Below are 25048 nucleotides of genomic sequence, written 5' to 3' on the forward strand. Positions count from 1 at the left end.
ATAATCAGAGCCATGCGCACGGCGGAGATCCGCGAGAAGTTCCTCTCCTTCTTTGAGGGCAAGGGGCACCTGCGCCTTCCCTCCTTCAGCCTCATCCCCGAGGACGACCCCTCCCTCCTCTTCACCTCCGCGGGGATGGCCCCCCTAAAGCCCTACTTCCTGGGGGCCAAACCCATCTTCGGGGGAAAGGAGTGGCGGAGGATCACCACCTGCCAGGAGTGCCTGAGGGTGGGGGACATTGAGAACGTGGGGCGCACGGGGCGCCACAACACCTACTTTGAGATGCTGGGCAACTTCTCCTTCGGGGACTACTTCAAGAAGGAGGCCATCCTTTGGGCCTGGGAGTTCCTCACCGAGCACCTCAAGCTGGACCCCGGGCGCCTTTGGGTCACGGTGTACGAGGACGACGACGAGGCCTATGGGATCTGGCGTGACCTCGTGGGGGTCCCCGAGGAGAGGATCGGCCGCTTCGGCGAGGACGAGAACTACTGGCCGGGCGGGGCCATCACCCACGGGCCCAATGGGCCTTCTGGCCCCTGCTCGGAGATCTTCTACGACCGGGGCCCGGCCTACGGCACCCCGGACGAGACCGGACCCAACACGGGGAGCGGGGACCGGTTCGTGGAGATCTGGAACCTGGTCTTCACCCAGTACGACCGCCAGGGCCCCATCCCGGGCCCCGGGATCCTCAAGCCCCTGCCCCAGAAGAACATCGACACGGGCATGGGCCTCTACCGGGTGGCGGCCATCCTCCAGGACGTGGAGGACTTCTACCGCACGGACACCTTCTTCCCCCTCATCCAGGAGGTGGCCCGCTTGAGCGGCAGGCCCTACGAGGGGAAGACGAGCGTGAGCCACCGGGTGATCGCCGACCACGTCCGGGCCGTGGTGGCGGCCCTCGCCGACGGGGCCACGTTCTCCAACACCGGGCGGGGCTACGTGATCCGGCGCCTTCTCCGCCGGGCCCTACGGCACGGCTACCTCCTCGGGCTTTCCGACCCCTTCCTCCACCGCCTCGCCCCCCGGGTGGCGGAGCTTCTCGGGGACTTCTACCCGGAGATGCGGGAGAACCTCCCCGCGGTGGAGAAGCAGATCCGCCTCGAGGAGGAGCGCTTCCTGGAGACCCTGGAAGGAGGCCTTAAGCGCCTGGACGCCCTCCTCTCCGGGCTTAGGCCCGGGGAGGTCCTTCCCGGGAAGGAGGCCTTTAGGCTCTACGACACCTACGGCTTCCCCCTGGACCTCACGGTGGAGATCGCCGCCGAGCGGGGCTTCGGCGTGGACACGGAGGGCTTCAAGCGAGCCATGGAGGAGCAGCAGGAGCGCTCCCGGGCCGCCATGGCCTTTGAGCGGGAGATCTTCAAGAAGGGCGCCCAGGTCCTGGAGGAGCTCTACGCCGAGCGGGGGGCCACGGAGTTTTTGGGCTACACCGCCCTCGAGGCCGAGGCCGAGGTCCTGGCCCTCCTCGCGGGGGACGAGAGCTTGGGGGAGGCGGGGCCCGGCACCGAGGTCCAGGTGGTGCTGGACAAGACCCCCTTCTACGCCGAGGGGGGCGGGCAGATCGGGGACTTCGGCCTCCTGGAGTGGCCGGGGGGCCGGGCCCGGGTGGAGAGCACCAAGAAGACGGAGCGGGGCATCTTCCTCCACCAGGCCCGGGTGGAGGAGGGGGTGCTGAGGGTGGGGCAAAGGGTGCGGGCGGTGGTGGACCCCAAGAGGCGGGACACCGAGCGGAACCACACCGCCACCCACCTCCTCCACGCGGCGCTCAGGGCCGTCCTCGGCCCCCACGTGCGCCAGGCGGGAAGCCTGGTGGCCCCGGACCGCCTCCGCTTTGACTTTACCCACCCCGAGCCCGTGAAGCCTGAAGAGCTTGAGCGGATTGAGCTTCTGGTGAACCGCTGGATCCAGGCCGACTTCCCCGTGACCTGGCGCTACCTGCCCCTGGAGGAGGCCAAAAAGGAGGGGGCCATGGCCCTCTTCGGGGAGAAGTACGGGGAGGTGGTCCGGGTGGTGCGGGTGGAGGGAAGCCCCCTAAAGGGCCTCGAGTCCAAGGAGCTCTGCGGGGGCACCCACGTGCGCCGCACCGGGGAGATCGGGGCCTTCCTCATAAGGAGCGAGGAGGCGGTCTCCGCCGGGGTGCGCCGCATAGAGGCGGTGACGGGGGAGGCGGCGGTCCGCTTCGCCCGGGAGTCCCTGAACCGCCTGAAGGCCCTGGCGAGCCGCCTGGAGGTGGGGGAGGCCGCCTTGGAGGAGAGGCTGGAGAAGCTCCTCTTTGAGCTCAAGGAGAAGGAGCGGGAGGTGGAAGGCCTCAAGGCCCGCCTGGTCCAGGCCGCCTTGGGGGGAGGCGGGGGGCCTTCCCTGGCGGAGAAGGGGGGCCTGAAGTGGACGGTGGCGGAGCTTCCCGGCCTGGACGCCAAGGCCCTCCGCCAGGCGGCGGACGACCTGGTGGCCCGGGGGGCGGACGTGGCCCTGGTGCTCTCGGGAGGGCAGGCGGTGCTGAAGCTCTCTCCACGGGCCCAGGAACGGGGCCTCGAGGCCGGGGCCCTCTTGCGGGCCCTCACCGAAAAAGCGGGGGGCCGGGGCGGGGGCAAGGGGGCTTTGGCCCAGGGGGGCGGCCTGGACCCCGAGCGGGCCAAGGCGGCCCTGCCCGGGCTCTTGCCCTAAAATGGGGGTATGCTTCCCCTAAGCCTTCTCGCGGTGGCCCTCTCCTGGGCCCTCTTCGCCCTCACCTTCGGCCGCTACCGCCGTAGGCCCTCCCTCCACAACGCCCTCTACAGCTTGGGCCTCCTCCTCTTCGCCCTGGCGGTTTCCGCCGAGCTCCTTGCCCGCCTCCAGGGGGGCTGGACTCCCTTCCTCTACCGCCTCTGGTACTTCACCGGGGCCATGCACGGGGTGACCTTCCTGGGCCTAGGGAGCCTCGCCCTCCTCTACCCCAGGGCGGCCCGGGCCCTCCTCCTCGCCCTAAGCCCCTTCCTCCTCTTCGGCCTTTACCTGGTGGCCACGGCCCCCCTGGACCCCGCCCGCCTCCCCGAGCCCTACACCCCCTCGGGGGCCGCCTTCCCGCCTCCCGGCCTCCTCTCCCCTAGGCTTTGGACCATCCCCTTCAACCTCCTAGGCACCCTCCTCATGGCCGGGGTGGCCCTCTACACCACCCTCTTCTTCTGGAGGAGGAACCCCTTGCGGGCCCAGGGCACGGCCCTGGTCTTCCTGGCCGCCCTGGTCCTCGCCTCCACCAGCGCCTTGAACCGCCTCGGGGTGGTGGGCCTCGAGGAGGCGGGGAGGGCCTTTGGGGTGGCCCTCCTCTACCTGGGGGTGGTCCTCGCCGACCGAAGCGCGCGCGATGCGGGTGGGCGCGCTTGACGTGGGGGAGGCCCGCATCGGCCTCGCCGTGGGGGAGGTGGGGGTGCCCCTGGCCTCGGGCCGGGGGTACCTGGCGCGCAAGACCTTGGAGGAGGACGTGGCGGCCCTCCTGGACTTCGTGCGGCGGGAGGGGCTTTCCAAGCTCGTGGTGGGCCTACCCTTGCGCACCGACCTCAAGGAGAGCGCCCAGGCCCAGAGGGTCCTCCCCCTGGTGGAGGCCTTGAGGGCCAGGGGGGTGGAGGTGGAGCTATGGGACGAGCGCTTCACCACCAAGCTCGCCCAGGAGCGCCTCAAGCACGCCCCCAAAAGGCTTCGCCGGGACAAGGGGAAGCTGGACGAGCTCGCGGCCGTGGTGCTTCTGGAGGACTACCTTGCCCGAGGGATCTAGGAAATGGCTTCGGCGGGGGGTGGTGGCCCTCTTCCTCACCTTCCTCCTCCTTCTCCTCTACGCCCTATGGCTCCTCGGCCCCACGGGGAAGGAGGCCGTGGTGCGCATTCCCCGGGGGGCCACGGGGATGGAGGTGGCGAGGATTCTGGAGGAGGCCGGGCTTCTCCGCTCTAGCTACCTCTTCTCCGCCTACCTGCGCTTTTCCGGCCGGGCGAAGCGCCTGGTTCCCGGGGTTTACCGCCTGAGGGGCGAGGGGGCCTTCCGCCTGGCCCGGGCCCTCACCGGGGGGGAGAGGCCCTTAAGCGTCGCCCTCACCTTTCCCGAGGGGGAGAGGGCGGTGGACTACGCCCGGAGGCTCTCCGGAGCGGGGCTTGACGGGGAGGGCTTCCTCAGGCTCGTGGAGAACCCCGGAGCCCTCAAGCCCCCCTACGTGGAGGGGCGGACCCTCGAGGGCTACCTCTTCCCCGCCACCTACACCTTTGACCTCCTCGCCACCCCCGAGGAGGTGGTGCGGGCCATGCTCCGCCGCTTCCAGGCGGAGCTCACCCCGGCGGTGCAAAGGCTTCTAGAGGAGCGGAAGCTTTCCGTCCACGCCTGGGTCACCCTGGCCTCCATCGTGGAGAAGGAGGCGGGAAGCGCCGAGGAGATGCCTTATATCGCCGGGGTCTTCCTGAACCGCCTAGAGCGGGGCATGCCCCTCCAGGCCGACCCCACGGTGGCCTACGCCCTGGGAAAGCGCCTGCCCGAGCTCTCCCGCCCCGGGGGGGATTTCCAGGTGGACTCCCCCTACAACACCTACCGCTACCCTGGCCTCCCTCCTGGGCCCATCGGAAACCCGGGGCGGGCCGCCCTCCTCGCCGTCCTGAACCCGGTGCGCCAGGACGAGCGGGGCCGCCCCTACCTCTACTTCTTCCACGCCCGGGGAAAGCTATTCCTCAACGCCGAGTTTGAGGCCCACCTCAAGGACCTCGCCCGCTACCGCTACGCCTCCCCGTGACGGAGGAGCCGGAGCTGGGCGTAGGCGAAGAGGAGGGTGAGGAGGAGGAGGACCACGGTGATGGCCGCCGCGTACCCCAGGCGGAAGTTCTCAAACCCCGCCTCGTAGAGGTAGTAGCCGAGGACCCGCGTGGCCCCGTAGGGCCCCCCCCGGGTGAGGAGGAAGACGGCGGCGTAGGACTGGAGGGCGAGGATGGTCCCCACCACCACCAAAAAGGCCACCGCGGGCCGCATGAGGGGGAGGACCACGTGGCGGAAGGCCTCGAGGGGCCCCGCCCCGTCCACGTAGGCGGCCTCGAGGAGGGTCTTGGGGATGGCCTTGAGCCTGGCCGAGGCCACCAGGACCCCGTAGCCCAGGTGGCGCCACAGGGTGAAGGCCACCACCATGAGAAGCGCCCAGAACCCCTCCCGGTCCCAGGGGGGGATGGGGAGGAACTGGGCTAAGGCCCCGTACTCCGGGGTGAAGAGGGTGTACCAGGAAAGCGTGGCCCCGCCCAGGGTGACCAGGCCCGGCAGGAAGAGGAGGCTCTTGACGGGGCGCTCGTAGGGCATCCCCTCCAGGGCCACCGCCAGGGCCAGGGAAAGCCCCACGAAGAGGGGCAGGGCCAGGAGCATGAACTTGAGGGTGACCCAGAGGCTTCCAAAGAAGGCCGGGTCCTGGAGGAGGTCCCGGTAGTTCTTGAGCCCCACGGGCTTGGGCTCGGAAAGCCCCGACCAGTCCCAGGTGGAGAAGCGGAGGACGTCCAGAAAGGGGTAGAGGACGAAGAGGAAGAGGGGAAGGAGGGCGGGAAGGGAAAAGAGGAGGAGGGGGAGCTTCTTCCCCACGGCCTACCAGAGGCAGAGGAGGGAGAGGAGGAAGGGGTAGCGGTCCGAGGCGGAGACCTCGAGGGCCAAGGGCTCCAGGTAGAGCCTAAACCCCGCGCCCCAGGCCAAATGCAGGCCCGCCCCCGCCTGGTAGCCGAGGCCGAGGCCCAGGGAGAGGGCCCCGCCGGGAAGCTCCACGCTCGCCAGGGGGCCCAGGTGGGCCCCGAAGGGGTAGCGGAGGTCCAGGCCGAGGCCCACCGAGGTGTAGAGGTCGGCGAGGACGAGGCCGGGGAAGAGGTTGGCCTTGAAGAGGGCGTAGGCCTCGGGGCTTTGGGCGAGGCGGGCCTGGAGGTCCAAGCCGGTGTCCAGCCCCAAGGGGCTAAAGGGCAGGAGGGCGCTACCTTGGAGGTAGAAGCCCTTGTCGGGGCTAAAGCCGAGCCCCAGGGTGTTCTCCGGGTAGGCCGGGGCCTGGGCCAGGGCGAGGCCGAGAAGGAGGCCGAGGAGGGCGAAAAGCCGCTTCATGTCCCTGCCATCATACCAAAGCCTCCGGACAGGGTTACAATCCCCCCCATGGAGCCCTTCGCCCTAAAGCCCCTCCCCGGCCTCGTCCCCCTCCGGGAGGCCCCCCTTCTCGTCCTGGTGGGCCTCACCGGGGTGGGGAAGAGCACCCTGGCCGAGGCCCTGGGCCTTCCCCGGCTCCCCGACCGCCGGGAGCTCGTGGACCGCTACGTCCTTCCCCGCTACGGGGCCAGTCCCCCCATTCCCCGGGAGGAGCGCTTCCGCCTCACCCGGCGCTTCCGGGAGGAGTTTCCGGGCGGGGTGGCGGAGGTCCTCGCCCGGGGCTACGCGCCCCGGAGGCCCCTCCTCCTCTTTGACGGCCTCCGGGGGGAGGCCGAGGTGGCCTACGCCCTCGAGCACCTCCCCAAGGCCCGCTTCGTCCTCCTCCACGCCCGGGAAGGTACCCGGCTCAAGCGGCTCCTCGCCCGGCAGGACGCCTTTGACCGCGCGCGCGTGGGCCCGGAGGAAGAAGCCCGCCTCAAGGCGCTCGCCCAAGGGGTCCTCGCGGAGGAGGAGCTTCTGGAGGCCCTCGCCCTCGCCCCCCTAGAGGAGGTCCTCGCCAAGCTCAAGATCGTGGCCGAGGAGAAGAAAAACTACGACCCCGAGGGCCCCTTGCGCCTCCTTTCGGGCCACCCCCGGGCCCTGGTCCTGGACACGGAGGCCCTCTCCCTCGAGGAGGAGGTCCAGGCGGTGCGGCGCTTTCTCCAAGAGGGCCTTCCTTAGCGCGTAGAATGGGGTCCATGCCGAGGATACGGGACCTGCGCCTCATCCCCTTCCGCATCCCCCTAAAAGCCCCCTTGCGCTGGGGGAAGGCCTCGGAGCTTGCGGCCCTAGAGCACGCCCTTTTGGAGGTGGAGCTCTCCGATGGCTCGGTGGGCCGGGCCGAGGTGGCGGTGCGCCCCACCATCTACGGGGAGACCCTGGGAAGCGTGAGGGCGGGGCTTGAGTACCTGAGGCCCAAGCTTTTGGGCCTCGAGGCCGACGACCAGGAGGGGATCCGGGCGGTCCTCGAGGCCTTTCCCTTTAACTTCGGCCTCAAGGGCGCCCTGGACCTCGCCCTCTGGGAGGCCTGGGCGAGGAGCGAGGGGGAGGAGCTTTACCAGGTCCTGAGGCCCGCCAAGCACCGGGTGCGGGTGGCCTACCTCCTGGGCCTCGGGGAGGAAGACGAGGTCCTGGAGGACGCCCGCATGGCCTTTAGGGCGGGGGTCAGGGTCTTCAAGGTGAAGGTGGGGCGGGACCTGGAGGCCGACACCCGCCGCATCCTCCGCCTTAGAGAGGCCTTCCCCGAGGCCGAGCTCTACGCCGACGCCAACGAGTCCCTCCCCCCCAAGGAGGCCGAGCGCTACCTTTTGGCCTGGAAGGAGCTTGGCCTCCGCTACGTGGAGGAGCCCTTGCCCATAGAGGAGGTGGAGGCGAGAAGGGCCCTAAGGGAAAAGGGCATCCTCCCCCTCATCGCCGACGACTCGGCCATGACCCTAAAGGACCTCAGGCGGGAGCTAGAGCTCAACACCTTTGACGTCTTAAACCTCAAGCCCGCCCGCACCGGGGTCACCTGGACCCTGGAGATGCTCGCCCTCGCCCGGGAGCGGGGCAAAAAGGCCATGGTGGGAAGCCAGGCCCAGAGCTCCTTCGGGGCCTACCAGTCGGCCCTCCTCGCCTTCCAGCAGGGGGTGACGGAGCCCAACGAGCTCGCCTTCCACCTCAAGGCCGAGGGCGGCTTCTTCCCCTTCCCCGCCTTCCGCGAGGGGTGGCTCTACTGGGAGGACCTGGTGGAGGGCCGCTTTGACGAGGCGGCCTTCGCCCGCTACGCCCTAAAGGAGGGCTAGGGCTTCCCGGAAGTCCCGGAAGACCCCCCTCGCCCCCGCCTTTAGGAGCGCCTCCGCCCCGTGCCCCGTGAGGAGGCCGTAGGTGGGAACCCCGGCCCCCACGGCGCTTTGCACCCCGGAAGGGGAGTCCTCAAAGGCCAGGGCCTCCTCCGGGGCCACCCCAAGGCGCTCCAGGGCCACCCGGTAGGGCAGGGGGTCGGGCTTCCCCCGGCCCACCTCCTCGGCGAGGACGAGGAGGGGTGGCCTCAGGCCCAGGGCCTCCAGCACGTGGCGGGCGTTTGCCTTGGGGGCGTTGGTCACCACGCCCCAAAGGAGCCCCCGCTCCTTGATCTTCTCCAAAAGCTCCGTGAGCCCAAGGGTGGGCCTGAGCCCCTGGGCGAGGGCCCGGAAGCGGGCCTCCTTGGCCTCTATGAGCCTTTCCGCCTCCTCCCCCTCCAGGCCCAGGAGGTCCCGGACGATCTCGGGGTTGAGCCTCCCCGAGATCCTTTCCCGGTAGAAGGCGGGGTCCACCTTGAGGCCGTAGGGCCTCAGGACCTCCCGCCAGGCGAGGAGGTGCAGGGGGTCGGTGTCCGCCAGGGTGCCGTCCAGGTCCAAGAGGACCGCCTTAAGCACGGGCCACCTCCCGCTCCACGCCCCGAAGGAGCAGGTAGAGGGCGAGGCTTAGGGCGAAAAGCCCTAGGGGAATCCCCCGGTCGGGCAGGAGGGCGAAAAGCCCCGGGATCAGGGTGCTTCCCGCCGCCCCGGCGTACATGAGCCCGCCCAGGGCCCGGTGGCCGAAGCGGGCCTGCACCAGGGCGAAGAGGGTGGAGAAGAGGGGCCCGAGGAGGAAGCCCGCCAGGGGGAAGAGGAGGGCGGTCTGGGGGAGGAGGTTCAGGAGGAGGAGGCCCATCACCCCGAGGAGAAGCCCCCGGAGGGCCCTCGAGGGGTCCTTGGCCACCCGCCCCGCGAGGAGGAGCCTGCCCAGGGCGAGGAAGAGCCAGTAGAGGGTGAGGAGGAGGCCGCCTAGGGCCGTGGCGTGGCCCAGGGCCTCGAGCCAGACCCGGTTCCAGGTGGCGAGGGCCCCTTCCAGCCCCGTGTAGAGCCCCACGGCGAGGAGGAAGGGCCAGAGGGCCCCCCGGGGCCTCGCCTTAAGCCTTTCCGCCGGGGGCGCCCCGAGGACCAGGGCCCCCCCGAGGAAGGCGAAAAGGCCCGCCAGGGCCAAAAACCCGGCGTAGGGAAGCCAGCCCAAGGCCAAAGGGGTGAGGACCGCCCCCAGGCCGAAGGCCACGTTGACCCGGTTTAAAAGCTCTACCCGCTTTTCCGGGTAGAGCTCCCCCACGAGGCTATTCCCGTGGACGTTCATCACCCCCTCCCCCAGGCCGAGGAGGAAGGCCAGGGGCGTCACCCAGGCGTAGGAGGGCGCCAAGGCCAGGCCAAAGAAGGCGAGGCCCACGAGGCCCAGGGCCAGGGGAAGAAGGGGGTGGCGCCTTTCCTCCTGCCCCAGGCGCACCCCGAGGAGGAGGCCGAGGAGGAGGGCGGCGAAGTAGAGGGAGGTTCCCTCTTCCCCTCCGTACCGCTCCCGCCAGTAGGGGAGGGCCGCCCCGGGGAGGGCCACGATCACCCCCACGAGGAAAAGGGCGAGGAAAGAGCCGGCGAGAAAGCGCACGGACCGCATTCTCCCCCCTGGGTGACCCTTTGGTCAATAATGGGGAGGATGGAGCGCCTTCTGGCCCAAGCCCTTTCCGGCGAAGGCTTCTTCGCCTTCCCCGGGGTCCTCCTCCTTCGGGGCCCCGACGCCTTTTCCTTCCTGCAGGGGCAGGGCACCCGGGACCTGCGGCGGCTTTCGGGCCCTGCTGGGGTCCTCTTCCTCAACCACAAGGGCCAGATTGAGGAGGCGGCGACCCTCTTTCCCCACCCCGAGGGCTTCCTCCTCGCCCCCTGGGGGAGCCTCGAGGGCCTGAGAAAACGCCTCCAGCGCTACATCGTCTTTGACCAGGTGGAGCTTGCGACGCTTCCCCTTTTCCGCCTCCTCCACGCGGACGGCCGGGAGGAGGTGGGGGAAGGGGCGGAAGGGGCGCTTCCCGCCGAGCTTTACCCCCTCTACACCCTGCTCAAGGGCCTCCCCCTCCTCTCGGATATCCAAGGGGAGCTTCCCCAGAGCGTGGGCCTCCTCCACCTGGTGGACCACGGCAAGGGGTGCTACGTGGGCCAGGAGATCATGGCGAGGACCGAGGGCAAGGAGGTCCCCTACCGCCTCGCGGGCCTAAGGGCCCTGGAGGCCGGGGAAGCCCCGGCGGAGCTCTTCTTTGGGGGGCGGCGGGTGGGGGAGGCGAAGGGCCTCGCGGAGACCCCCTTCGGCCTCCTGGGCCTCGCCGTGGTGCGCAAGGAGGTGCCCCTGGGAGGGGTGGTGGAGGGGGGCGGGGGGCAGTACCGGGTGGAGGTCCTTCCCTTTAAGGAGGCGGCATGGAGCGGGCAGAGATCCTCGGGGTAGGCACGGAGCTCCTCTTTGGGGAGACCCTGGACACCAACACGGCGGAGATCGCAAGGAGCCTCAAGCCCTACGCCCTCAAGGTGGAGAGGACCCTGAGGGTGGCGGACGAGGTGGAACCCTTGGCCAGGGAGGTGCGGGAGGCCTTCGGGCGGGCCAGGCTTGTGGTCCTCTCCGGGGGCTTGGGCCCCACCCCGGACGACGTGACCCGGGAGGCGGTGGCCCTGGCCCTGGGGGAGCCCTTGGAGCTGGACGAGGGGGTGCTCCGGGAGATTGAGGCCCGCTTCCTCGCCCGGGGCCGCCCCATGCCCGAGGCCAACCGCAAGCAGGCCATGCGGATCCCCTCCGCCACCTGGCTCCAAAACCCCCACGGCACCGCCCCCGGCTGGTGGGTGCGGAGGGAGGGCAAGGACCTGGTTCTTCTCCCTGGGCCCCCGCCCGAGTGGCGGCCCATGTGGGAGGAGGTCCTGCCCCGGCTCGGCCTGCCCAGGAGGCCCTACGCCGAAAAGGTTCTGAAGACCTGGGGCATCGGGGAGTCGGAGATCGTGGAGCGGCTTGGCCCCCTCTTCGCGCGGGGAGAGGAGGTGGAGGTGGGCACCTACCCCAAGGCCCACGGGGTGGAGGTGGTGGTGCGGGGCCGGGAGGACCGGGTGGCGGAGCTTTCCGAGAAGATCAAGAAAAAGCTCCTCAAGGAGGTCTGGGGCGAGGGGGAGATCACCTTGGCCGAGGCGGTGAAAAGGCGCATGGAGCTGGAGGGGGCCACCCTCTCCACCATGGAGAGCCTCACCGGGGGGCTTCTGGGGGCGGAGATCACCCGGGTGCCGGGGGCGAGCCGCTTCTACTTGGGGGGCGTGGTATCCTACTCTGTAGGGGCCAAGGCCCGCTTCGGGGTGCCGGAGGAACTCCTCGCCAAGACGGTTTCCGCCGAAACGGCCAAGGCCATGGCGGAGGCCGCCCGTTCCCTTTTTGGGTCCACCTACGCCCTGGCCACCACCGGTGTAGCGGGCCCCGACCCCCTGGAGGGCGAGCCCGTGGGCACGGTCTACGTGGCCCTGGCGGGGCCCCAGGGGGCGGAGGCCAGGCGCTACCGCTTCCCCGGGGACCGGGAGGCGGTGCGGCTTCGGAGCGTCTACGCCGCCTTGGCCCTCCTCGTAACATGAGGCTCTTCTACGCGGTTTTTCTTCCGGAGGACGTGCGGCGGGCCCTGGCAGAGGCTCAAGGGAAGGTTTCCCGCTACAAGGGCTGGAAGGAGGTGCCCCCCCACCAGCTCCACCTGACCCTGCTTTTCCTGGGGGAAAGGCCAAAGGAGGACCTCGAGGACCTCCTCGCCCTGGGCCACCGCTTGGGCAGGCAGGTCGCCCCCTTCACCGCCCTCCTTAAGGGCACGGGCTACTTCCCCAACGAGGGCACCCCCCGGGTCTGGTTCGCCAAGGCCGAGGGGGAGGGGTTCGCCCTCCTCGCCGAGGGCCTGAAGGCCGGGGTGAGGGAGCTTCTGGGGGAGGAGGCCCTCCTGGCGGGGGGGGATAAGGACTTCAAGCCCCACATCACCCTGGCCCGGCGCAAGGCCCCGGCTCCCCGGGTGCCCCCCGTGGTCTTCGGCCTCTCCTGGCCGGTGCGGGAGTTCGCCCTGGTGCGCTCGGAGCTGAAGCCCAAGGGGCCCGTCTACACCATTCTGGAAAAGTTTCCCTTGCGAGGTGAGCATGGACGAGAACAAGAGGAAAGCCCTGGAGAACGCCCTCAAGACCATTGAAAAGGAGTTCGGCAAAGGGGCGGTGATGCGCCTGGGGGAGATGCCGAGGCAACAGGTGGACGTGATCCCCACGGGCTCCCTGGGCTTGGACCTGGCCTTGGGGATCGGGGGGATTCCCCGGGGGCGGGTCATCGAGATCTACGGCCCCGAGTCCGGGGGCAAGACCACCCTGGCCCTCACCATCATCGCCCAGGCCCAGAAGCAGGGAGGGGTGGCGGCCTTCGTGGACGCCGAGCACGCCCTGGACCCCCTCTACGCCCAGAAGCTCGGGGTCAAGGTGGAGGACCTCCTGGTCTCCCAGCCCGACACCGGGGAGCAGGCCCTGGAGATCGTGGAGCTCCTCGCCCGCTCCGGGGCGGTGGACGTGATCGTGGTGGACTCCGTGGCCGCCCTGGTGCCCAAGGCCGAGATCGAGGGGGAGATGGGGGACCAGCACGTGGGCCTCCAGGCCCGGCTCATGAGCCAGGCCCTGCGCAAGCTCACCGCCGTCCTCGCCAAGAGCAACACCGCCGCCATCTTCATCAACCAGGTGCGGGAGAAGGTGGGGGTCATGTACGGCAACCCCGAGACCACCCCGGGGGGGCGGGCCCTCAAGTTCTACTCCAGCGTCCGCCTGGACGTGCGCAAGAGCGGGCCCCCCATCAAGGCGGGGAACGAGGCCGTGGGCATCAAGGTCAAGGTGAAGGTGGTGAAGAACAAGCTGGCCCCGCCTTTCCGGGAGGCCGAGCTGGAGATCTACTTCGGCCGGGGCCTGGACCCGGTGATGGACCTGGTGAACGTGGCCGTGGCCGCCGGGGTCATAGAGAAGGCCGGGAGCTGGTTCTCCTACGGGGAGCTCCGCCTGGGCCAGGGGAAGGAGAAGGCGGCCGAGGCCCTGAGGGAGCGCCCCGAGCTTTTGGAGGAGATCCGGGCCAAGGTCCTGGAGCGGGCCGACAAGGTGGTCCTGGCCGCGAGCGAGGAAGAGGGGGAGTAGATGAGCCCGTTGGAGGGGATGCTTCTTCTGGCCTTCCTCCTCGCCCTGGGGGCGCTCCTCCTCAGGCGGAAGGGGGAGGTCCAGGCCTCCCGAGAGGCCAAGGAGGTCCTCGAGGCCGCCCGCAAGGAGGCGAGGGAGATCCTGGAGGCCGCCCGCCAAGAGGCCAAGGCCCTCCGCGAGGAGGCGGAGGCCCGCGCCCAGGCCCTCCGCCAGGAGCTGGAAAAGGAGGTGCGCGCCCGCGCCGAGGCCCTGGAGGCCGAGGGGAGAAGCCGCCTCAAGGAGGCGGAGGAGCGCCTTAGGGCCGAGCGGGAGGAGCTTAGGGCGGAAAGGGAGCGGCTTAAGGCCCTGGGGGAGGAGCTCAAGGCCGAGCGCGAGCGCCTTAAGGAGGAGCGGGAGGAGCTCCGCCGGGAAGCCGAGAGGCTTTCCAAAAGGGGCGAGGCCCTGGACGCCCGGGCCCTCAAGCTGGACGCCCTGGAGGAGGCCCTGACCCGGCGGGAGGAGGAGCTCAAGGCCCGGGAGGCCGCCCTCCTGGAGCGGGAGAAGGAGGTGGAAAGGAGGCTTCACGAGGTGGCGGGCCTTTCCCCGGAGGAGGCCAGGCGCCTCATCCTGGAAAAGCTGGACCAGGAGCTGGAGGAGGAGAAGGCGCAAAGGGTTCGGGCCGCCCTGGAGCGGGCCCGCCTCGAGGCCCGGCGCGAGGCCCAGAAGATCCTGGCCCAGGCCATGCAGCGCCAGGCCTCCGAGACCGCCGCCCAGCTGGCGGTTTCCGTGGTGCCCATCCCTTCCGACGCCATGAAGGGGCGGATCATCGGTCGGGAAGGCCGCAACATCCGCACCTTTGAGGCCCTCACCGGGGTGGACCTCATCATCGACGACACCCCAGAGGCCGTGCTCCTCTCCTCCTTTAACCCCATCCGGCGGGAGATCGCCCGCATGGCCCTGGAGGAGCTCTTGAAGGACGGCCGCATCCACCCTAGCCGCATTGAGGAGGTGGTGGAGAAGGCCAAGCAGGAGATGAAGACCTTCATCTACGAAAGGGGAGAGGAGGCGGCCCTGGAGGCCGGGGTGGTGGGCCTGAAGCCCGGCCTGGTCCAGCTTTTGGGGCGGCTCCACTTCCGCTCCAGCTACGGCCAGAACGTCCTCAAGCACTCGGTCCAGGTGGCCCACCTCGCGGGGATCATGGCGGCGGAGCTCGGCCTGGACGCCGCCCTCGCCCGGAGGGCCGGCCTTCTCCACGACCTCGGAAAGAGCGTGGACCGGGAGGTGGAGGGGAGCCACGTGGAGATCGGCATCGCCCTGGCCCGCCGCTTCGGGGAACCCCCCGAGGTGGTGGACGCCATCGCCCACCACCACGACCCCGACAACGCCGAGACCCTCTACGCCGTTTTGGTGGCCGCGGCCGATGCCCTCTCGGCGGCGAGGCCCGGGGCGAGGCGGGAGAGCCTCGAGGAGTACCTCCAGCGCCTGGAGGCCCTGGAGCGCATCGCCCTCTCCTTCCCCGGGGTGGAGACGGCCTTCGCCGTGCAGGCGGGCCGGGAGGTGCGGGTCATCGTCAAGCCCGACAAGATCACCGACGCCAAGGCCACCCTCCTCGCCCGGGAGATCGCGGGCCGCATAGAGCGGGAGATGAACTACCCCGGCCAGGTCCAGGTGACCGTGGTGCGGGAGACCCGGGCGGTGGAGTACGCTAGGTGAAGTGAGGCGCTATGCTGAAGGGCGAGGACATCGGGATTGACCTGGGGACGGCCAGCGTCCTCATCTACGTGCGGGGGAAGGGGATCGTCTTAAGGGAGCCCTCCGTGATCGCGGTGGTGCAGGGCAAGCGGGAGGTGAAGGCGGTGGGGGCCGAGGCCTACCGCATGCTGGGCCGTACCCCGGGGAACATCGTGGCCGTGCGGCCCCTAAAGGACGGGGTCATCGCCGACTACGCCCTCACGGAGCGCATGCTTCTCCTCTTCCTGCAGAAGGTCCTCTCCCCCATGAGCCGCTTCTTCAAGCCCCGGGTCATGGTGGGGGTGCCCTCGGGGGTCACGGACGTGGAGCGCCGGGCGGTGGTGCAGGCGGTCTCCTCCTTGGCCCAGAAGGTCTACCTCATAGAGGAACCCCTGGCGGCGGCCATCGGGGCGGGCATCAACGTGGCCGAGCCCACGGGGAGCATGGTGGTGGACATCGGGGGCGGGTCCACGGACATCGCCGTCATCTCCCTGGGCGGGATCGTGCGCTCGGAAAGCCTGAGGATCGCGGGCAACGAGATGGACCAGGCCATCATCCGCTACGTGCGGCAGAAGTACAACCTCCTCATCGGCGAGCGCACCGCCGAGGAGTTCAAGATCCAGCTGGGCCGGGCCAAGGTCCTTCCCGGTGAGGAGAAGGAGGTGGCCGAGGTGCGGGGCCGGGACCTCATCACCGGCCTCCCCCGCACCGCCGAGATCCCCGCCCTTGACGTGGCCGAGGCCCTAAAGGAGCCCTTGGAGAAGATTTTCCAGGGGGTGAAGGGGGTGCTGGAGACCACCCCTCCCGAGCTCGCCTCCGACATCTACGAAAGGGGCATCCTCCTCACCGGGGGCGGGGCCCTCCTCAAGAACCTGGACCTCGCCCTGCAGGAGGCCACCGGGGTCCCGGTGGTGGTGGCGGAGAACCCCATTGAGGCCGTGGCCCTGGGCACCGGCAAGGCCCTGGAGATGCTCCACGTCCTGGAGGACACCATCCTCTCCTCGGACGACGTCCTGAAGAGGTGAAACCCGTGGAGATCGGGGAGATCCTCAAGTTCCTTCCCCACCGCTACCCCTTTCTCCTCATAGACCGGGTCCTGGAGGCGGACGAGCGGCGCTTCAAGGCCCTCAAGAACGTCACCTTCAACGAGCCTCACTTCCAGGGCCACTTCCCCGGCTACCCCGTGATGCCCGGGGTCCTGATCCTCGAGGCCATGGCCCAGGCGGCGGTGAGCACCCTCGCCCGCCAGCCGGGCTTCGTCCCCGGGGGGCTCGTCTTCCTGGTGGGGGTGGAGGAGGCCCGCTTCAAGAAGCCCGTGGTCCCCGGGGACACCCTGATCCTCGAGGGGGAGCTCCTCTTCCTCCGCCGGGGCCTGGGCAAGGTGGCGGTCCGGGCCCTGGTGGAAGGGGAGGAGCGGGCCCGGGCCACCCTGAGCTTCGCCCTAAAGGAGGGGTAGGGGTGGACCTTCTGGCCTACCTCAAGCGGGCGCGGGGAGGGCGGGTGGTGCGCACCGGGTTCCTGGACCCGGAGGACCAGGCCCTTTTGGAGGCCAAGGCCCGGGAGGAGGGCCTCAAGGTGGCCTTCTTCGGGGGCTTTCCCCTGGCCGAGCGCAAGGTGGCGGTCCTCCACCCCCCCGAGGTGCCCTCCGTCCACGACCCGGTGGCCGTCTTCCTCCTGGAGAAGGAGCCCCCGGACCTGGGGGAGGCCATGGGGGACGTGGAGCCCTGGGAGGGGGGGTACCTGGTGGCCCTCCTCCCCGAGGGGAAGGGGTCCCTGGAGGCCCAGGGCTACCGCCTCCACCCCCCGCCGGAAGGCGCCTTGCGGGCGCCCAGGGAGCGGGTGCGCACCCTGGTGGTGCCCTCCTTACGGGTGGACGCCGTGGGGGCCAAGGGGTTCGGCGTGTCCCGCACCTACTTCGCCCAAGGGGTGAAGGCGGGGAAGGTGCGCCTTAGGGGCAAGGTGGCCTCTCCCAAGGAGGAGATGGCCCCCGGGGACGTCCTGCTGGCCGAGGGGCTTGGGGCCTTGAGGCTCCTCGAGGTCCTTGGCCAAACGGTCCGGGGAAACTATAAAATCAAGGTGGAGGTGGAGCGCTAGGAGAGGCTTTCGGCGCTAGGCTTGACGGGACGAGGGTGTGCCGTATAGGCTAAGGTTTGTGCTCTTTGGTCGGGCCAAGGGAGCACGGTAAGAGCCAGCCGCCGCAAGGGATGCCCCTTGCGGAAGAACCCTGTTAGCTTACCTCGGGCGGCCCGCTTTCCCAGAGGTGACGCATGGAGATTAAGCGGTTCGGTCGCATCCGAGAGGTTATTCCCCTCCCCCCCCTTACGGAGATCCAGGTAGCCTCCTACAAGAAAGCCCTGCAGGCGGACGTTCCCCCCGAAAGGCGGGAGAACATCGGCATCCAGGCGGCCTTTAAGGAGACTTTCCCCGTGGAGGAAGGGGAAAAGGGGAAGGGCGGCCTGGTGCTGGACTTCCTGGAGTACCGCATCGGCGACCCCCTCTTCTCCCAGGAGGAGTGCCGGGAGAAGGACCTCACCTACCAGGCCCCCCTCTACGCCAAGCTCCAGCTCATCCACAAGGACACGGGCCTCATCAAGGAGGACGAGGTCTTCCTGGGCTACATCCCCCTGATGACCGAGGACGGCTCCTTCATCATCAACGGGGCGGACCGGGTCATCGTTTCCCAGATCCACCGCTCCCCCGGGGTCTACTTCACCCCCGACCCCGCCCGTCCCGGGCGGTACATCGCCAGCATCATCCCCCTGCCCAAGCGGGGGCCCTGGATTGACCTGGAGCTGGAGCAAAACGGCACCGTCTCCATGAAGGTCAACAAGCGCAAGTTCCCCCTGGTCCTCCTCCTCCGGGTCCTGGGCTACGATCAGGAGACCCTCTCCCGGGAGCTTGGGGCCTACGGGGAGCTGGTCCAGGGCCTTTTGGACGAGGCCGTGCTCTCCATGCGCCCGGAGGAGGCCCTGGTGCGCCTCTTCACCCTCCTCCGCCCCGGCGACCCTCCCAAGAAGGACAAGGCCCTGGCCTACCTCTTCGGCCTCCTGGCCGACCCCCGGCGCTACGACCTGGGGGAGGCGGGCCGGTACAAGGCCGAGGAGAAGCTCGGGGTGCGGCTTTCCGGGCGCACCCTGGTCCGCTTTGAGGACGGGGAGTTCAAGGACGAGGTCTTCCTGCCCACCCTGCGCTACCTCTTCGCCCTCACCGCCGGGGTTCCGGGGCACGAGGTGGACGACATCGACCACCTGGGCAACCGCCGCATCCGCACCGTGGGGGAGCTCATGGCCGACCAGTTCCGGGTGGGGCTAAGCCGCCTCGCCCGGGGGGTGCGGGAGCGCATGCTCATGGGCACCCCCGACACCCTGACCCCGGCCAAGCTGGTGAACAGCCGCCCCTTGGAGGCCGCCCTCCGGGAGTTCTTCGGCCGGAGCCAGCTCTCCCAGTTCAAGGACGAGACCAACCCCCTCTCCTCCCTGCGCCACAAGCGCCGCATCTCCGCCCTGGGCCCGGGCGGTCTCACCCGGGAGCGGGCGGGCTTTGACGTGCGGGACGTCCACCGCACCCACTACGGGCGCATCTGCCCGGTGGAGACCCCCGAGGGCGCCAACATCGGCCTCATCACCTCCCTGGCGGCCTACGCCCGGGTGGACGAGCTGGGCTTCATCCGCACCCCCTACCGCCGGGTGAAGGGCGGGGTGGTCACCGACGAGGTGGTCTACATGACCGCCACCGAGGAGGACCGCTACACCATCGCCCAGGCCAACACGCCCCTGGAGGGGGACCGGATCGCCACCGACCGGGTGGTGGCCCGGAGGAGGGGCGAGCCCGTGATCGTGAGCCCGGAGGAGGTGGAGTTCATGGACGTCTCCCCCAAGCAGGTCTTCTCCGTGAACACCAACCTCATCCCCTTCCTGGAGCACGACGACGCCAACCGGGCCCTCATGGGCTCCAACATGCAGACCCAGGCGGTGCCCCTCATCCGGGCCCAGGCCCCGGTGGTGATGACGGGCCTCGAGGAGCGGGTGGTGCGGGACTCCCTGGCCGCCCTCTACGCCGAGGAGGACGGGGAGGTGGTCAAGGTGGACGGCACCCGCATCGCCGTGCGCTACGCGGATGGCCGCTTGGTGGAGTACCCCTTGCGCCGCTACGCCCGCTCCAACCAGGGGACCGTCCTGGACCAGCGTCCCCGCGTGGTGGTGGGGCAGCGGGTGAAAAAGGGCGACCTCCTGGCCGACGGCCCCGCCTCCGAGGAGGGCTTCTTGGCCCTGGGGCAGAACGTCCTGGTGGCCATCATGCCCTTTGACGGGTACAACTTTGAGGACGCCATCGTCATCAGCGAGGAGCTTTTAAAGCGGGACTTCTACACCTCCATCCACATCGAGCGCTACGAGATCGAGGCCCGGGACACGAAGCTCGGCCCCGAGCGCATCACCCGGGACATCCCCCACCTCCCCGAGGCCGCCCTAAGGGACCTGGACGAGGAAGGCATCGTGCGCATCGGGGCCGAGGTCAAGCCCGGGGACATCCTGGTGGGGCGCACCAGCTTCAAGGGCGAGCAGGAGCCCTCCCCGGAGGAACGGCTTCTCCGCTCCATCTTCGGGGAGAAGGCCCGCGACGTGAAGGACACCTCCCTCCGGGTGCCCCCCGGGGAGGGGGGGATCGTGGTGGGCCGCCTGCGCCTCCGCCGGGGGGACCCTGGGGTGGAGCTCAAGCCCGGGGTGCGGGAGGTGGTGCGGGTCTTCGTGGCCCAGAAGCGCAAGCTCCAGGTGGGGGACAAGCTCGCCAACCGCCACGGGAACAAGGGCGTGGTGGCGAAGATCCTCCCCGTGGAGGACATGCCCCACCTGCCCGACGGCACCCCGGTGGACATCCTCCTGAACCCCCTGGGCGTGCCGAGCCGGATGAACCTGGGCCAGATCCTGGAGACCCACCTGGGCCTCGCGGGGTACTTCTTGGGCCAGCGCTACATCTCCCCGGTGTTTGACGGGGCCACGGAGCCCGAGGTCAAGGCCCTTCTGGCCGAGGCCTTTGACCTTTACTTCGGCAAGCGAAAGGGCGAGGGCTTCGGCGTGGACAAGCGGGAGAAGGAGGTCCTGGCCCGGGCGGAAAAGCTCGGCCTGGTGAGCCCTGGCAAAAGCCCCGAGGAGCAACTTCGGGAGCTCTTCCTCCAGGGCAAGGTGGTCCTCTACGATGGCCGCAGCGGGGAGCCCATTGAGGGGCCCATCGTGGTGGGGCAGATGTTCATCATGAAGCTCTACCACATGGTGGAGGACAAGATGCACGCCCGCTCCACGGGCCCCTACTCCCTCATCACCCAGCAACCCCTGGGCGGGAAGGCCCAGTTCGGGGGCCAGCGCTTTGGGGAGATGGAGGTCTGGGCCCTCGAGGCCTACGGGGCGGCCCACACCCTGCAGGAGATGCTCACCCTGAAGTCCGACGACATAGAGGGCAGGAACGCCGCCTACGAGGCCATCATCAAGGGCGAGGACGTGCCCGAGCCCAGCGTCCCCGAGTCCTTCCGCGTGCTGGTGAAGGAGCTCCAGGCCCTGGCCCTAGACGTCCAGACCCTGGACGAGAAGGATAACCCCGTGGACATCTTTGAAGGCCTGGCGTCCAAGAGGTAGAAGCCCCGGAGGAAAGATGAAAAAGGAAGTCCGCAAGGTCCGCATCGCCCTGGCCTCCCCGGAGAAGATCCGTTCCTGGAGCTACGGGGAGGTGGAGAAGCCCGAGACCATCAACTACCGCACCCTGAAGCCCGAGCGGGACGGCCTCTTTGACGAGCGCATCTTCGGCCCCATCAAGGACTACGAGTGCGCCTGCGGCAAGTACAAGCGCCAGCGCTTTGAGGGCAAGGTGTGCGAGCGCTGCGGCGTGGAGGTGACCAAGAGCATCGTCCGCCGCTACCGCATGGGCCATATTGAGCTCGCCACCCCTGCCGCCCACATCTGGTTCGTGAAGGACGTGCCCTCCAAGATCGGCACCCTCCTGGACCTCTCCGCCACCGAGCTTGAGCAGGTGCTCTACTTCAACAAGTACATCGTCTTAGACCCCAAGGGGGCGGTCTTGAACGGGGTTCCCGTGGAGAAGCGCCAGCTCCTCACCGACGAGGAGTACCGGGAGCTCCGCTTTGGCAAGCAGGAGACCTACCCCTTGCCTCCAGGGGTGGACGCCCTGGTGAAGGACGGGGAGGAGGTGGTGAAGGGCCAGGAGCTCGCCCCCGGGGTGGTGAGCCGCATGGACGGGGTGGCCCTTTACCGCTTTCCCCGCCGGGTGCGGGTGGAGTACGTGAAGAAGGAGCGGGCCGCCCTCCGCCTTCCCCTCGCCTCCTGGGTGGAGAAGGAGGCCTACAAGCCCGGCGAGGCCCTCGCCGAGCTTTCCGAGCCCTACCTCCTCCGGGCCGAGGAGGAGGGCGTGGTGGAGCTTAGGGAGCTGGAGGAGGGGGCCTTCCTCGTCCTTCGCCAGGAGGACGAGCCCGTGGCCACCTACTTCCTCCCCGTGGGGATGACGCCCCTCGTGGTCCACGGGGAGATCGTGGAGAAGGGCCAGCCCCTGGCCGAGGCCAAGGGCCTTCTCCGCATGCCCCGCCAGGTCCGGGCCCCCCAGGTGGAGGCGGAGGAGGAGGGGGATACGGTCTACCTCACCCTCTTCCTGGAGTGGACCGAGCCCAAGGACTACCGGGTGGCCCCCCACATGAACGTCATCGTTCCCGAGGGGGCCCGGGTGCAGGCGGGGGAGAAGATCGTGGCCGCCATTGACCCCGAGGAGGAGGTCATCGCCGAGGCCGAGGGGGTGGTCCACCTGCACGAGCCCGCCAGCCTCCTGGTGGTCAAGGCCCGGGTCTACCCCTTTGAGGACGACGTGGAGGTCTCCACCGGGGACCGGGTGGCCCCGGGGGACGTCCTCGCGGACGGGGGCAAGGTAAAAAGCGAGATCTACGGCCGGGTGGAGGTGGACCTGGTCCGGGGCGTGGTCCGGGTGGTGGAGTCCTACGACATAGACGCCCGCATGGGGGCGGAGGCCATCCAGCAACTGCTTAAGGAGCTGGACCTCGAGGCCCTGGAGAAGGAACTCCTGGAGGAGATGAAGCACCCCTCCCGGGCCCGGCGGGCCAAGGCCAGGAAGCGCCTGGAGGTGGTGCGGGCTTTCCTGGACTCCGGCAACCGCCCGGAGTGGATGGTCCTCGAGGCCGTCCCCGTCCTCCCCCCGGACCTCCGGCCCATGGTGCAGGTGGACGGGGGCCGCTTCGCCACGAGCGACCTCAACGACCTCTACCGCCGCCTCATCAACCGCAACAACCGCCTGAAGAAGCTCCTGGCCCAGGGGGCGCCGGAGATCATCATCCGCAACGAGAAGCGCATGCTCCAGGAAGCGGTGGACGCGGTCATCGACAACGGCCGCCGGGGCAGCCCCGTGACCAACCCAGGCTCCGAGAGGCCCCTCAGGAGCCTCACCGACGTCCTCTCCGGCAAGCAGGGCCGCTTCCGCCAGAACCTCCTGGGCAAGCGGGTGGACTACTCGGGCCGGAGCGTGATCGTGGTGGGGCCCCAGCTCAAGCTCCACCAGTGCGGCCTGCCCAAGCGCATGGCCCTGGAGCTCTTCAAGCCCTTCCTCCTCAAGCGGATGGAGGAGAAGGGCATCGCCCCCAACGTCAAGGCGGCGAGGCGCATGCTGGAGCGCCAGCGGGACATCAAGGACGAGGTCTGGGACGCCCTGGAGGAGGTGATCCACGGCAAGGTGGTCCTCCTAAACCGCGCCCCCACCCTGCACCGCCTGGGCATCCAGGCCTTCCAGCCCGTCTTGGTGGAGGGGCAGTCCATCCAGCTCCACCCCCTGGTGTGCGAGGCCTTCAACGCCGACTTTGACGGGGACCAGATGGCCGTTCACGTGCCCCTCTCCTCCTTCGCCCAGGCGGAGGCCCGCATCCAGATGCTCTCCGCCCACAACCTCCTCTCCCCGGCCTCCGGGGAGCCTTTGGCCAAGCCCAGCCGGGACATCATCCTGGGCCTTTACTACATCACCCAGGTGCGGAAGGAGAAGAAGGGGGCGGGCCTGGAGTTCGCCACCCCCGAGGAGGCCCTGGCCGCCCACGAGCGGGGCGAGGTGGCCCTGAACGCCCCCATCAAGGTGGCGGGCAGGGAGACCAGCGTGGGCCGGCTCAAGTACGTCTTCGCCAACCCCGACGAGGCCCTCCTCGCCGTGGCCCAGGGGCTTTTGGACCTCCAGGACGTGGTCACGGTGCGCTACCTGGGCAGGCGCCTGGAGACGAGCCCGGGCCGCATCCTCTTCGCCCGCATCGTGGCCGAGGCCGTGGGGGACGAGAGGGTGGCCCAGGAGCTCATCCAGATGGACGTGCCCCAGGAGAAGAACTCCCTCAAGGACCTCGTCTACCAGGCCTTCCTCCGCCTCGGGATAGAGAAGACCGCCCGCCTTCTGGACGCCCTCAAGTACTACGGCTTCACCCTCTCCACCACCAGCGGCATCACCATCGGCATCGACGACGCCGTCATCCCGGAGGAGAAGCAGAAGTACCTGGAGGAGGCCGACCGCAAGCTCCGCCAGATTGAACAGGCCTACGAGATGGGCTTCCTCACCGACCGGGAGCGGTACGACCAGGTGATCCAGCTCTGGACGGAGACCACGGAGAAGGTCACCCAGGCGGTCTTCAAGAACTTTGAGGAGAACTACCCCTTCAACCCCCTCTACGTCATGGCCCAGTCCGGGGCCCGGGGTAACCCCCAGCAGATCCGCCAGCTCTGCGGCATGCGCGGCCTCATGCAGAAGCCCTCCGGGGAGACCTTTGAGGTGCCGGTGCGCTCCTCCTTCCGCGAGGGCCTCACCGTCTTGGAGTACTTCATCTCTAGCCACGGGGCCCGTAAGGGCGGGGCGGACACGGCCCTCCGCACCGCCGACTCCGGCTACCTCACCCGGAAGCTCGTGGACGTGGCCCACGAGATCGTGGTGCGGGAGGCGGACTGCGGCACCACCAACTACATCTCCGTGCCCCTCTTCCAGCCCGACGAGGTGACCCGCGCCCTGCGCCTGAGGAAGCGCTCGGACATCGAGGCCGGGCTTTACGGCCGGGTCCTGGCCCGGGAGGTGGAGGTCCTGGGCCAGAGGCTGGAGGAGGGCCGCTACCTCACCATGGAAGACGTGGCCCTCCTCATCCGGGCGGCGGAAGCCGGGGAGATCCGGGAGGTGCCCGTGCGGAGCCCCCTCACCTGCCAGACCCGCTACGGGGTCTGCCAGAAGTGCTACGGCTACGACCTCTCCATGGCCCGGCCCGTGTCCATCGGCGAGGCCGTGGGGGTGGTGGCTGCCGAGTCCATCGGGGAGCCCGGCACCCAGCTCACCATGCGCACCTTCCACACGGGGGGCGTGGCCACGGGCACGGACATCACCCAGGGCTTGCCCCGCGTCATTGAGCTCTTTGAGGCCCGCAGGCCCAAGGCCAAGGCGGTGATCTCCGAGATCGACGGCGTGGTGCGCATTGAGGAAACGGAGGAGAAGCTTTCCGTCTTCGTGGAGTCCGAGGGCTTCTCCAAGGAGTACAAGCTCCCCAAGGAGGCGCGCCTTCTGGTGAAGGACGGGGACTACGTGGAGGCGGGCCAGCCCCTCACCCGCGGGGCCATAGACCCCCACCAGCTCCTCGAGGCCAAGGGCCCCGAGGCGGTGGAGCGCTACCTGGTGGACGAGATCCAGAAGGTCTACCGGGCCCAGGGCGTGAAGCTCCACGACAAGCACATTGAGATCGTGGTGCGGCAGATGCTCAAGTACGTGGAGGTCACCGACCCCGGGGATAGCCGCCTCCTCGAGGGCCAGGTCCTGGAGAAGTGGGACGTGGAGGCCCTGAACGAGAGGCTCATCGCCGAGGGCAAGACCCCGGTGGCCTGGAAGCCCCTCCTCATGGGGGTCACGAAGAGCGCCCTCTCCACCAAGAGCTGGCTCTCCGCCGCGAGCTTCCAGAACACCACCCACGTGCTCACCGAGGCGGCCATCGCCGGGAAGAAGGACGAGCTCATCGGCCTCAAGGAGAACGTCATCCTGGGCCGCCTGATCCCGGCGGGCACCGGCTCGGACTTCGTGCGCTTCACCCAGGTGGTGGACCAGAAGACCCTCCGGGCCATTGAGGAGGCCCGCAAGGAGGCGGTGGAGGCCAAGGAGGTCCCGGCCCGCAGGGCCCCGCGCCGGGAGCAGCCGGGGAAGCAGGCCTGATCAC

General features: G+C 69.3%; 20 protein-coding genes. 16 read left to right on the forward strand and 4 right to left on the reverse strand.

Going from position 1 to position 25048, the window contains the following annotated elements:
• Positions 1 to 12: 12 nt before the first annotated feature.
• From alaS to mltG, 4 genes are read left to right on the forward strand one after another with little or no spacing between them, the layout of a single operon-like run.
• A complete protein-coding gene (alaS, locus tag AC01Y6_RS01640; protein ID WP_428720345.1) occupies positions 13 to 2661 on the forward strand; it encodes an alanine--tRNA ligase in 2649 nt (882 codons plus the stop codon).
• Between the two features lie 9 nt (positions 2662 to 2670).
• On the forward strand, positions 2671 to 3357 hold the full coding sequence (locus AC01Y6_RS01645; RefSeq protein ID WP_476669940.1) for a hypothetical protein: 687 nt from the start codon (positions 2671 to 2673) through the stop codon (positions 3355 to 3357).
• Positions 3338 to 3745, forward strand: coding sequence for a Holliday junction resolvase RuvX (gene ruvX / locus AC01Y6_RS01650; RefSeq protein WP_347240378.1), 408 nt, complete (start codon positions 3338 to 3340; stop codon positions 3743 to 3745). Before AC01Y6_RS01645 ends, ruvX begins: the two co-directional genes overlap by 20 nt.
• The gene (gene mltG / locus AC01Y6_RS01655; RefSeq protein WP_347240377.1) at positions 3729 to 4742 is read left to right on the forward strand and encodes an endolytic transglycosylase MltG; all 1014 of its coding nucleotides are present in this window, start codon (positions 3729 to 3731) and stop codon (positions 4740 to 4742) included. Before ruvX ends, mltG begins: the two co-directional genes overlap by 17 nt.
• On the opposite strand, the gene AC01Y6_RS01660 is transcribed toward mltG, so the two are convergent.
• Positions 4727 to 5566, reverse strand: a complete 840-nt coding sequence (locus AC01Y6_RS01660) for a carbohydrate ABC transporter permease (protein ID WP_476669941.1) — start codon at positions 5564 to 5566, stop codon at positions 4727 to 4729. The genes mltG and AC01Y6_RS01660 overlap by 16 nt on opposite strands.
• A 3-nt stretch (positions 5567 to 5569) precedes the next feature.
• On the reverse strand, positions 5570 to 6067 hold the full coding sequence (locus AC01Y6_RS01665) for a bioflim formation protein (protein ID WP_476669942.1): 498 nt from the start codon (positions 6065 to 6067) through the stop codon (positions 5570 to 5572).
• Between the two features lie 48 nt (positions 6068 to 6115).
• Here AC01Y6_RS01665 and AC01Y6_RS01670 point away from each other — a divergent pair, with 48 nt between their 5' ends.
• Both AC01Y6_RS01670 and AC01Y6_RS01675 read left to right on the forward strand, forming a co-directional pair.
• Positions 6116 to 6826 (forward strand): DEAD/DEAH box helicase family protein, encoded by a 711-nt coding sequence (locus AC01Y6_RS01670; protein ID WP_476669943.1) that lies wholly within the window; start codon positions 6116 to 6118, stop codon positions 6824 to 6826.
• Positions 6827 to 6843: 17 nt separating this feature from the next.
• Complete coding sequence (locus AC01Y6_RS01675; protein ID WP_476669944.1) at positions 6844 to 7929, forward strand: enolase C-terminal domain-like protein; 1086 nt, start codon at positions 6844 to 6846, stop codon at positions 7927 to 7929.
• Here the strand turns inward: AC01Y6_RS01675 and AC01Y6_RS01680 are convergent.
• Positions 7915 to 8541, reverse strand: a complete 627-nt coding sequence (locus AC01Y6_RS01680) for an HAD family hydrolase (RefSeq protein ID WP_476669946.1) — start codon at positions 8539 to 8541, stop codon at positions 7915 to 7917. The genes AC01Y6_RS01675 and AC01Y6_RS01680 overlap by 15 nt on opposite strands.
• Positions 8534 to 9583 carry an MFS transporter gene (locus tag AC01Y6_RS01685; RefSeq protein WP_476669947.1) on the reverse strand — a complete coding sequence of 350 codons (1050 nt, stop codon included), beginning with the start codon at positions 9581 to 9583 and terminating at the stop codon, positions 8534 to 8536. The genes AC01Y6_RS01680 and AC01Y6_RS01685 overlap by 8 nt, the downstream gene beginning before the upstream one ends.
• Positions 9584 to 9622: 39 nt before the next feature.
• On the opposite strand from AC01Y6_RS01685, the gene AC01Y6_RS01690 reads away from it, so the two are divergent.
• The 10 genes from AC01Y6_RS01690 (at position 9623) to rpoC (ending at position 25044) form a co-directional block, all read left to right on the forward strand.
• Positions 9623 to 10399 carry a YgfZ family protein gene (locus AC01Y6_RS01690; protein ID WP_476669949.1) on the forward strand — a complete coding sequence of 259 codons (777 nt, stop codon included), beginning with the start codon at positions 9623 to 9625 and terminating at the stop codon, positions 10397 to 10399.
• Complete coding sequence (locus AC01Y6_RS01695) at positions 10372 to 11556, forward strand: CinA family nicotinamide mononucleotide deamidase-related protein (protein WP_476669951.1); 1185 nt, start codon at positions 10372 to 10374, stop codon at positions 11554 to 11556. The genes AC01Y6_RS01690 and AC01Y6_RS01695 overlap by 28 nt, the downstream gene beginning before the upstream one ends.
• Positions 11553 to 12146, forward strand: coding sequence for an RNA 2',3'-cyclic phosphodiesterase (gene thpR, locus AC01Y6_RS01700; protein WP_476669953.1), 594 nt, complete (start codon positions 11553 to 11555; stop codon positions 12144 to 12146). The genes AC01Y6_RS01695 and thpR overlap by 4 nt, the downstream gene beginning before the upstream one ends.
• Entirely contained in the window at positions 12097 to 13119 is a 1023-nt protein-coding gene (gene recA, locus AC01Y6_RS01705) for a recombinase RecA (protein ID WP_476669954.1), read from the forward strand. Before thpR ends, recA begins: the two co-directional genes overlap by 50 nt.
• Positions 13120 to 14811, forward strand: a complete 1692-nt coding sequence (rny, locus tag AC01Y6_RS01710; RefSeq protein ID WP_428721391.1) for a ribonuclease Y — start codon at positions 13120 to 13122, stop codon at positions 14809 to 14811.
• Between the two features lie 11 nt (positions 14812 to 14822).
• A complete protein-coding gene (gene mreB / locus AC01Y6_RS01715) occupies positions 14823 to 15854 on the forward strand; it encodes a rod shape-determining protein (RefSeq protein ID WP_347240362.1) in 1032 nt (343 codons plus the stop codon).
• Positions 15855 to 15859: 5 nt separating this feature from the next.
• On the forward strand, positions 15860 to 16285 hold the full coding sequence (gene fabZ, locus AC01Y6_RS01720; protein ID WP_428721405.1) for a 3-hydroxyacyl-ACP dehydratase FabZ: 426 nt from the start codon (positions 15860 to 15862) through the stop codon (positions 16283 to 16285).
• A gap of 2 nt (positions 16286 to 16287) precedes the next feature.
• On the forward strand, positions 16288 to 16923 hold the full coding sequence (locus AC01Y6_RS01725) for an RNA-binding protein (protein WP_347240361.1): 636 nt from the start codon (positions 16288 to 16290) through the stop codon (positions 16921 to 16923).
• A gap of 173 nt (positions 16924 to 17096) precedes the next feature.
• The gene (gene rpoB, locus AC01Y6_RS01730; protein WP_428719675.1) at positions 17097 to 20456 is read left to right on the forward strand and encodes a DNA-directed RNA polymerase subunit beta; all 3360 of its coding nucleotides are present in this window, start codon (positions 17097 to 17099) and stop codon (positions 20454 to 20456) included.
• 16 nt (positions 20457 to 20472) lie between these two features.
• The gene (gene rpoC / locus AC01Y6_RS01735) at positions 20473 to 25044 is read left to right on the forward strand and encodes a DNA-directed RNA polymerase subunit beta' (protein ID WP_476669957.1); all 4572 of its coding nucleotides are present in this window, start codon (positions 20473 to 20475) and stop codon (positions 25042 to 25044) included.
• The last annotated feature ends 4 nt before the right edge of the window (positions 25045 to 25048 follow it).

Source organism: Thermus sp. (assembly GCF_056332225.1).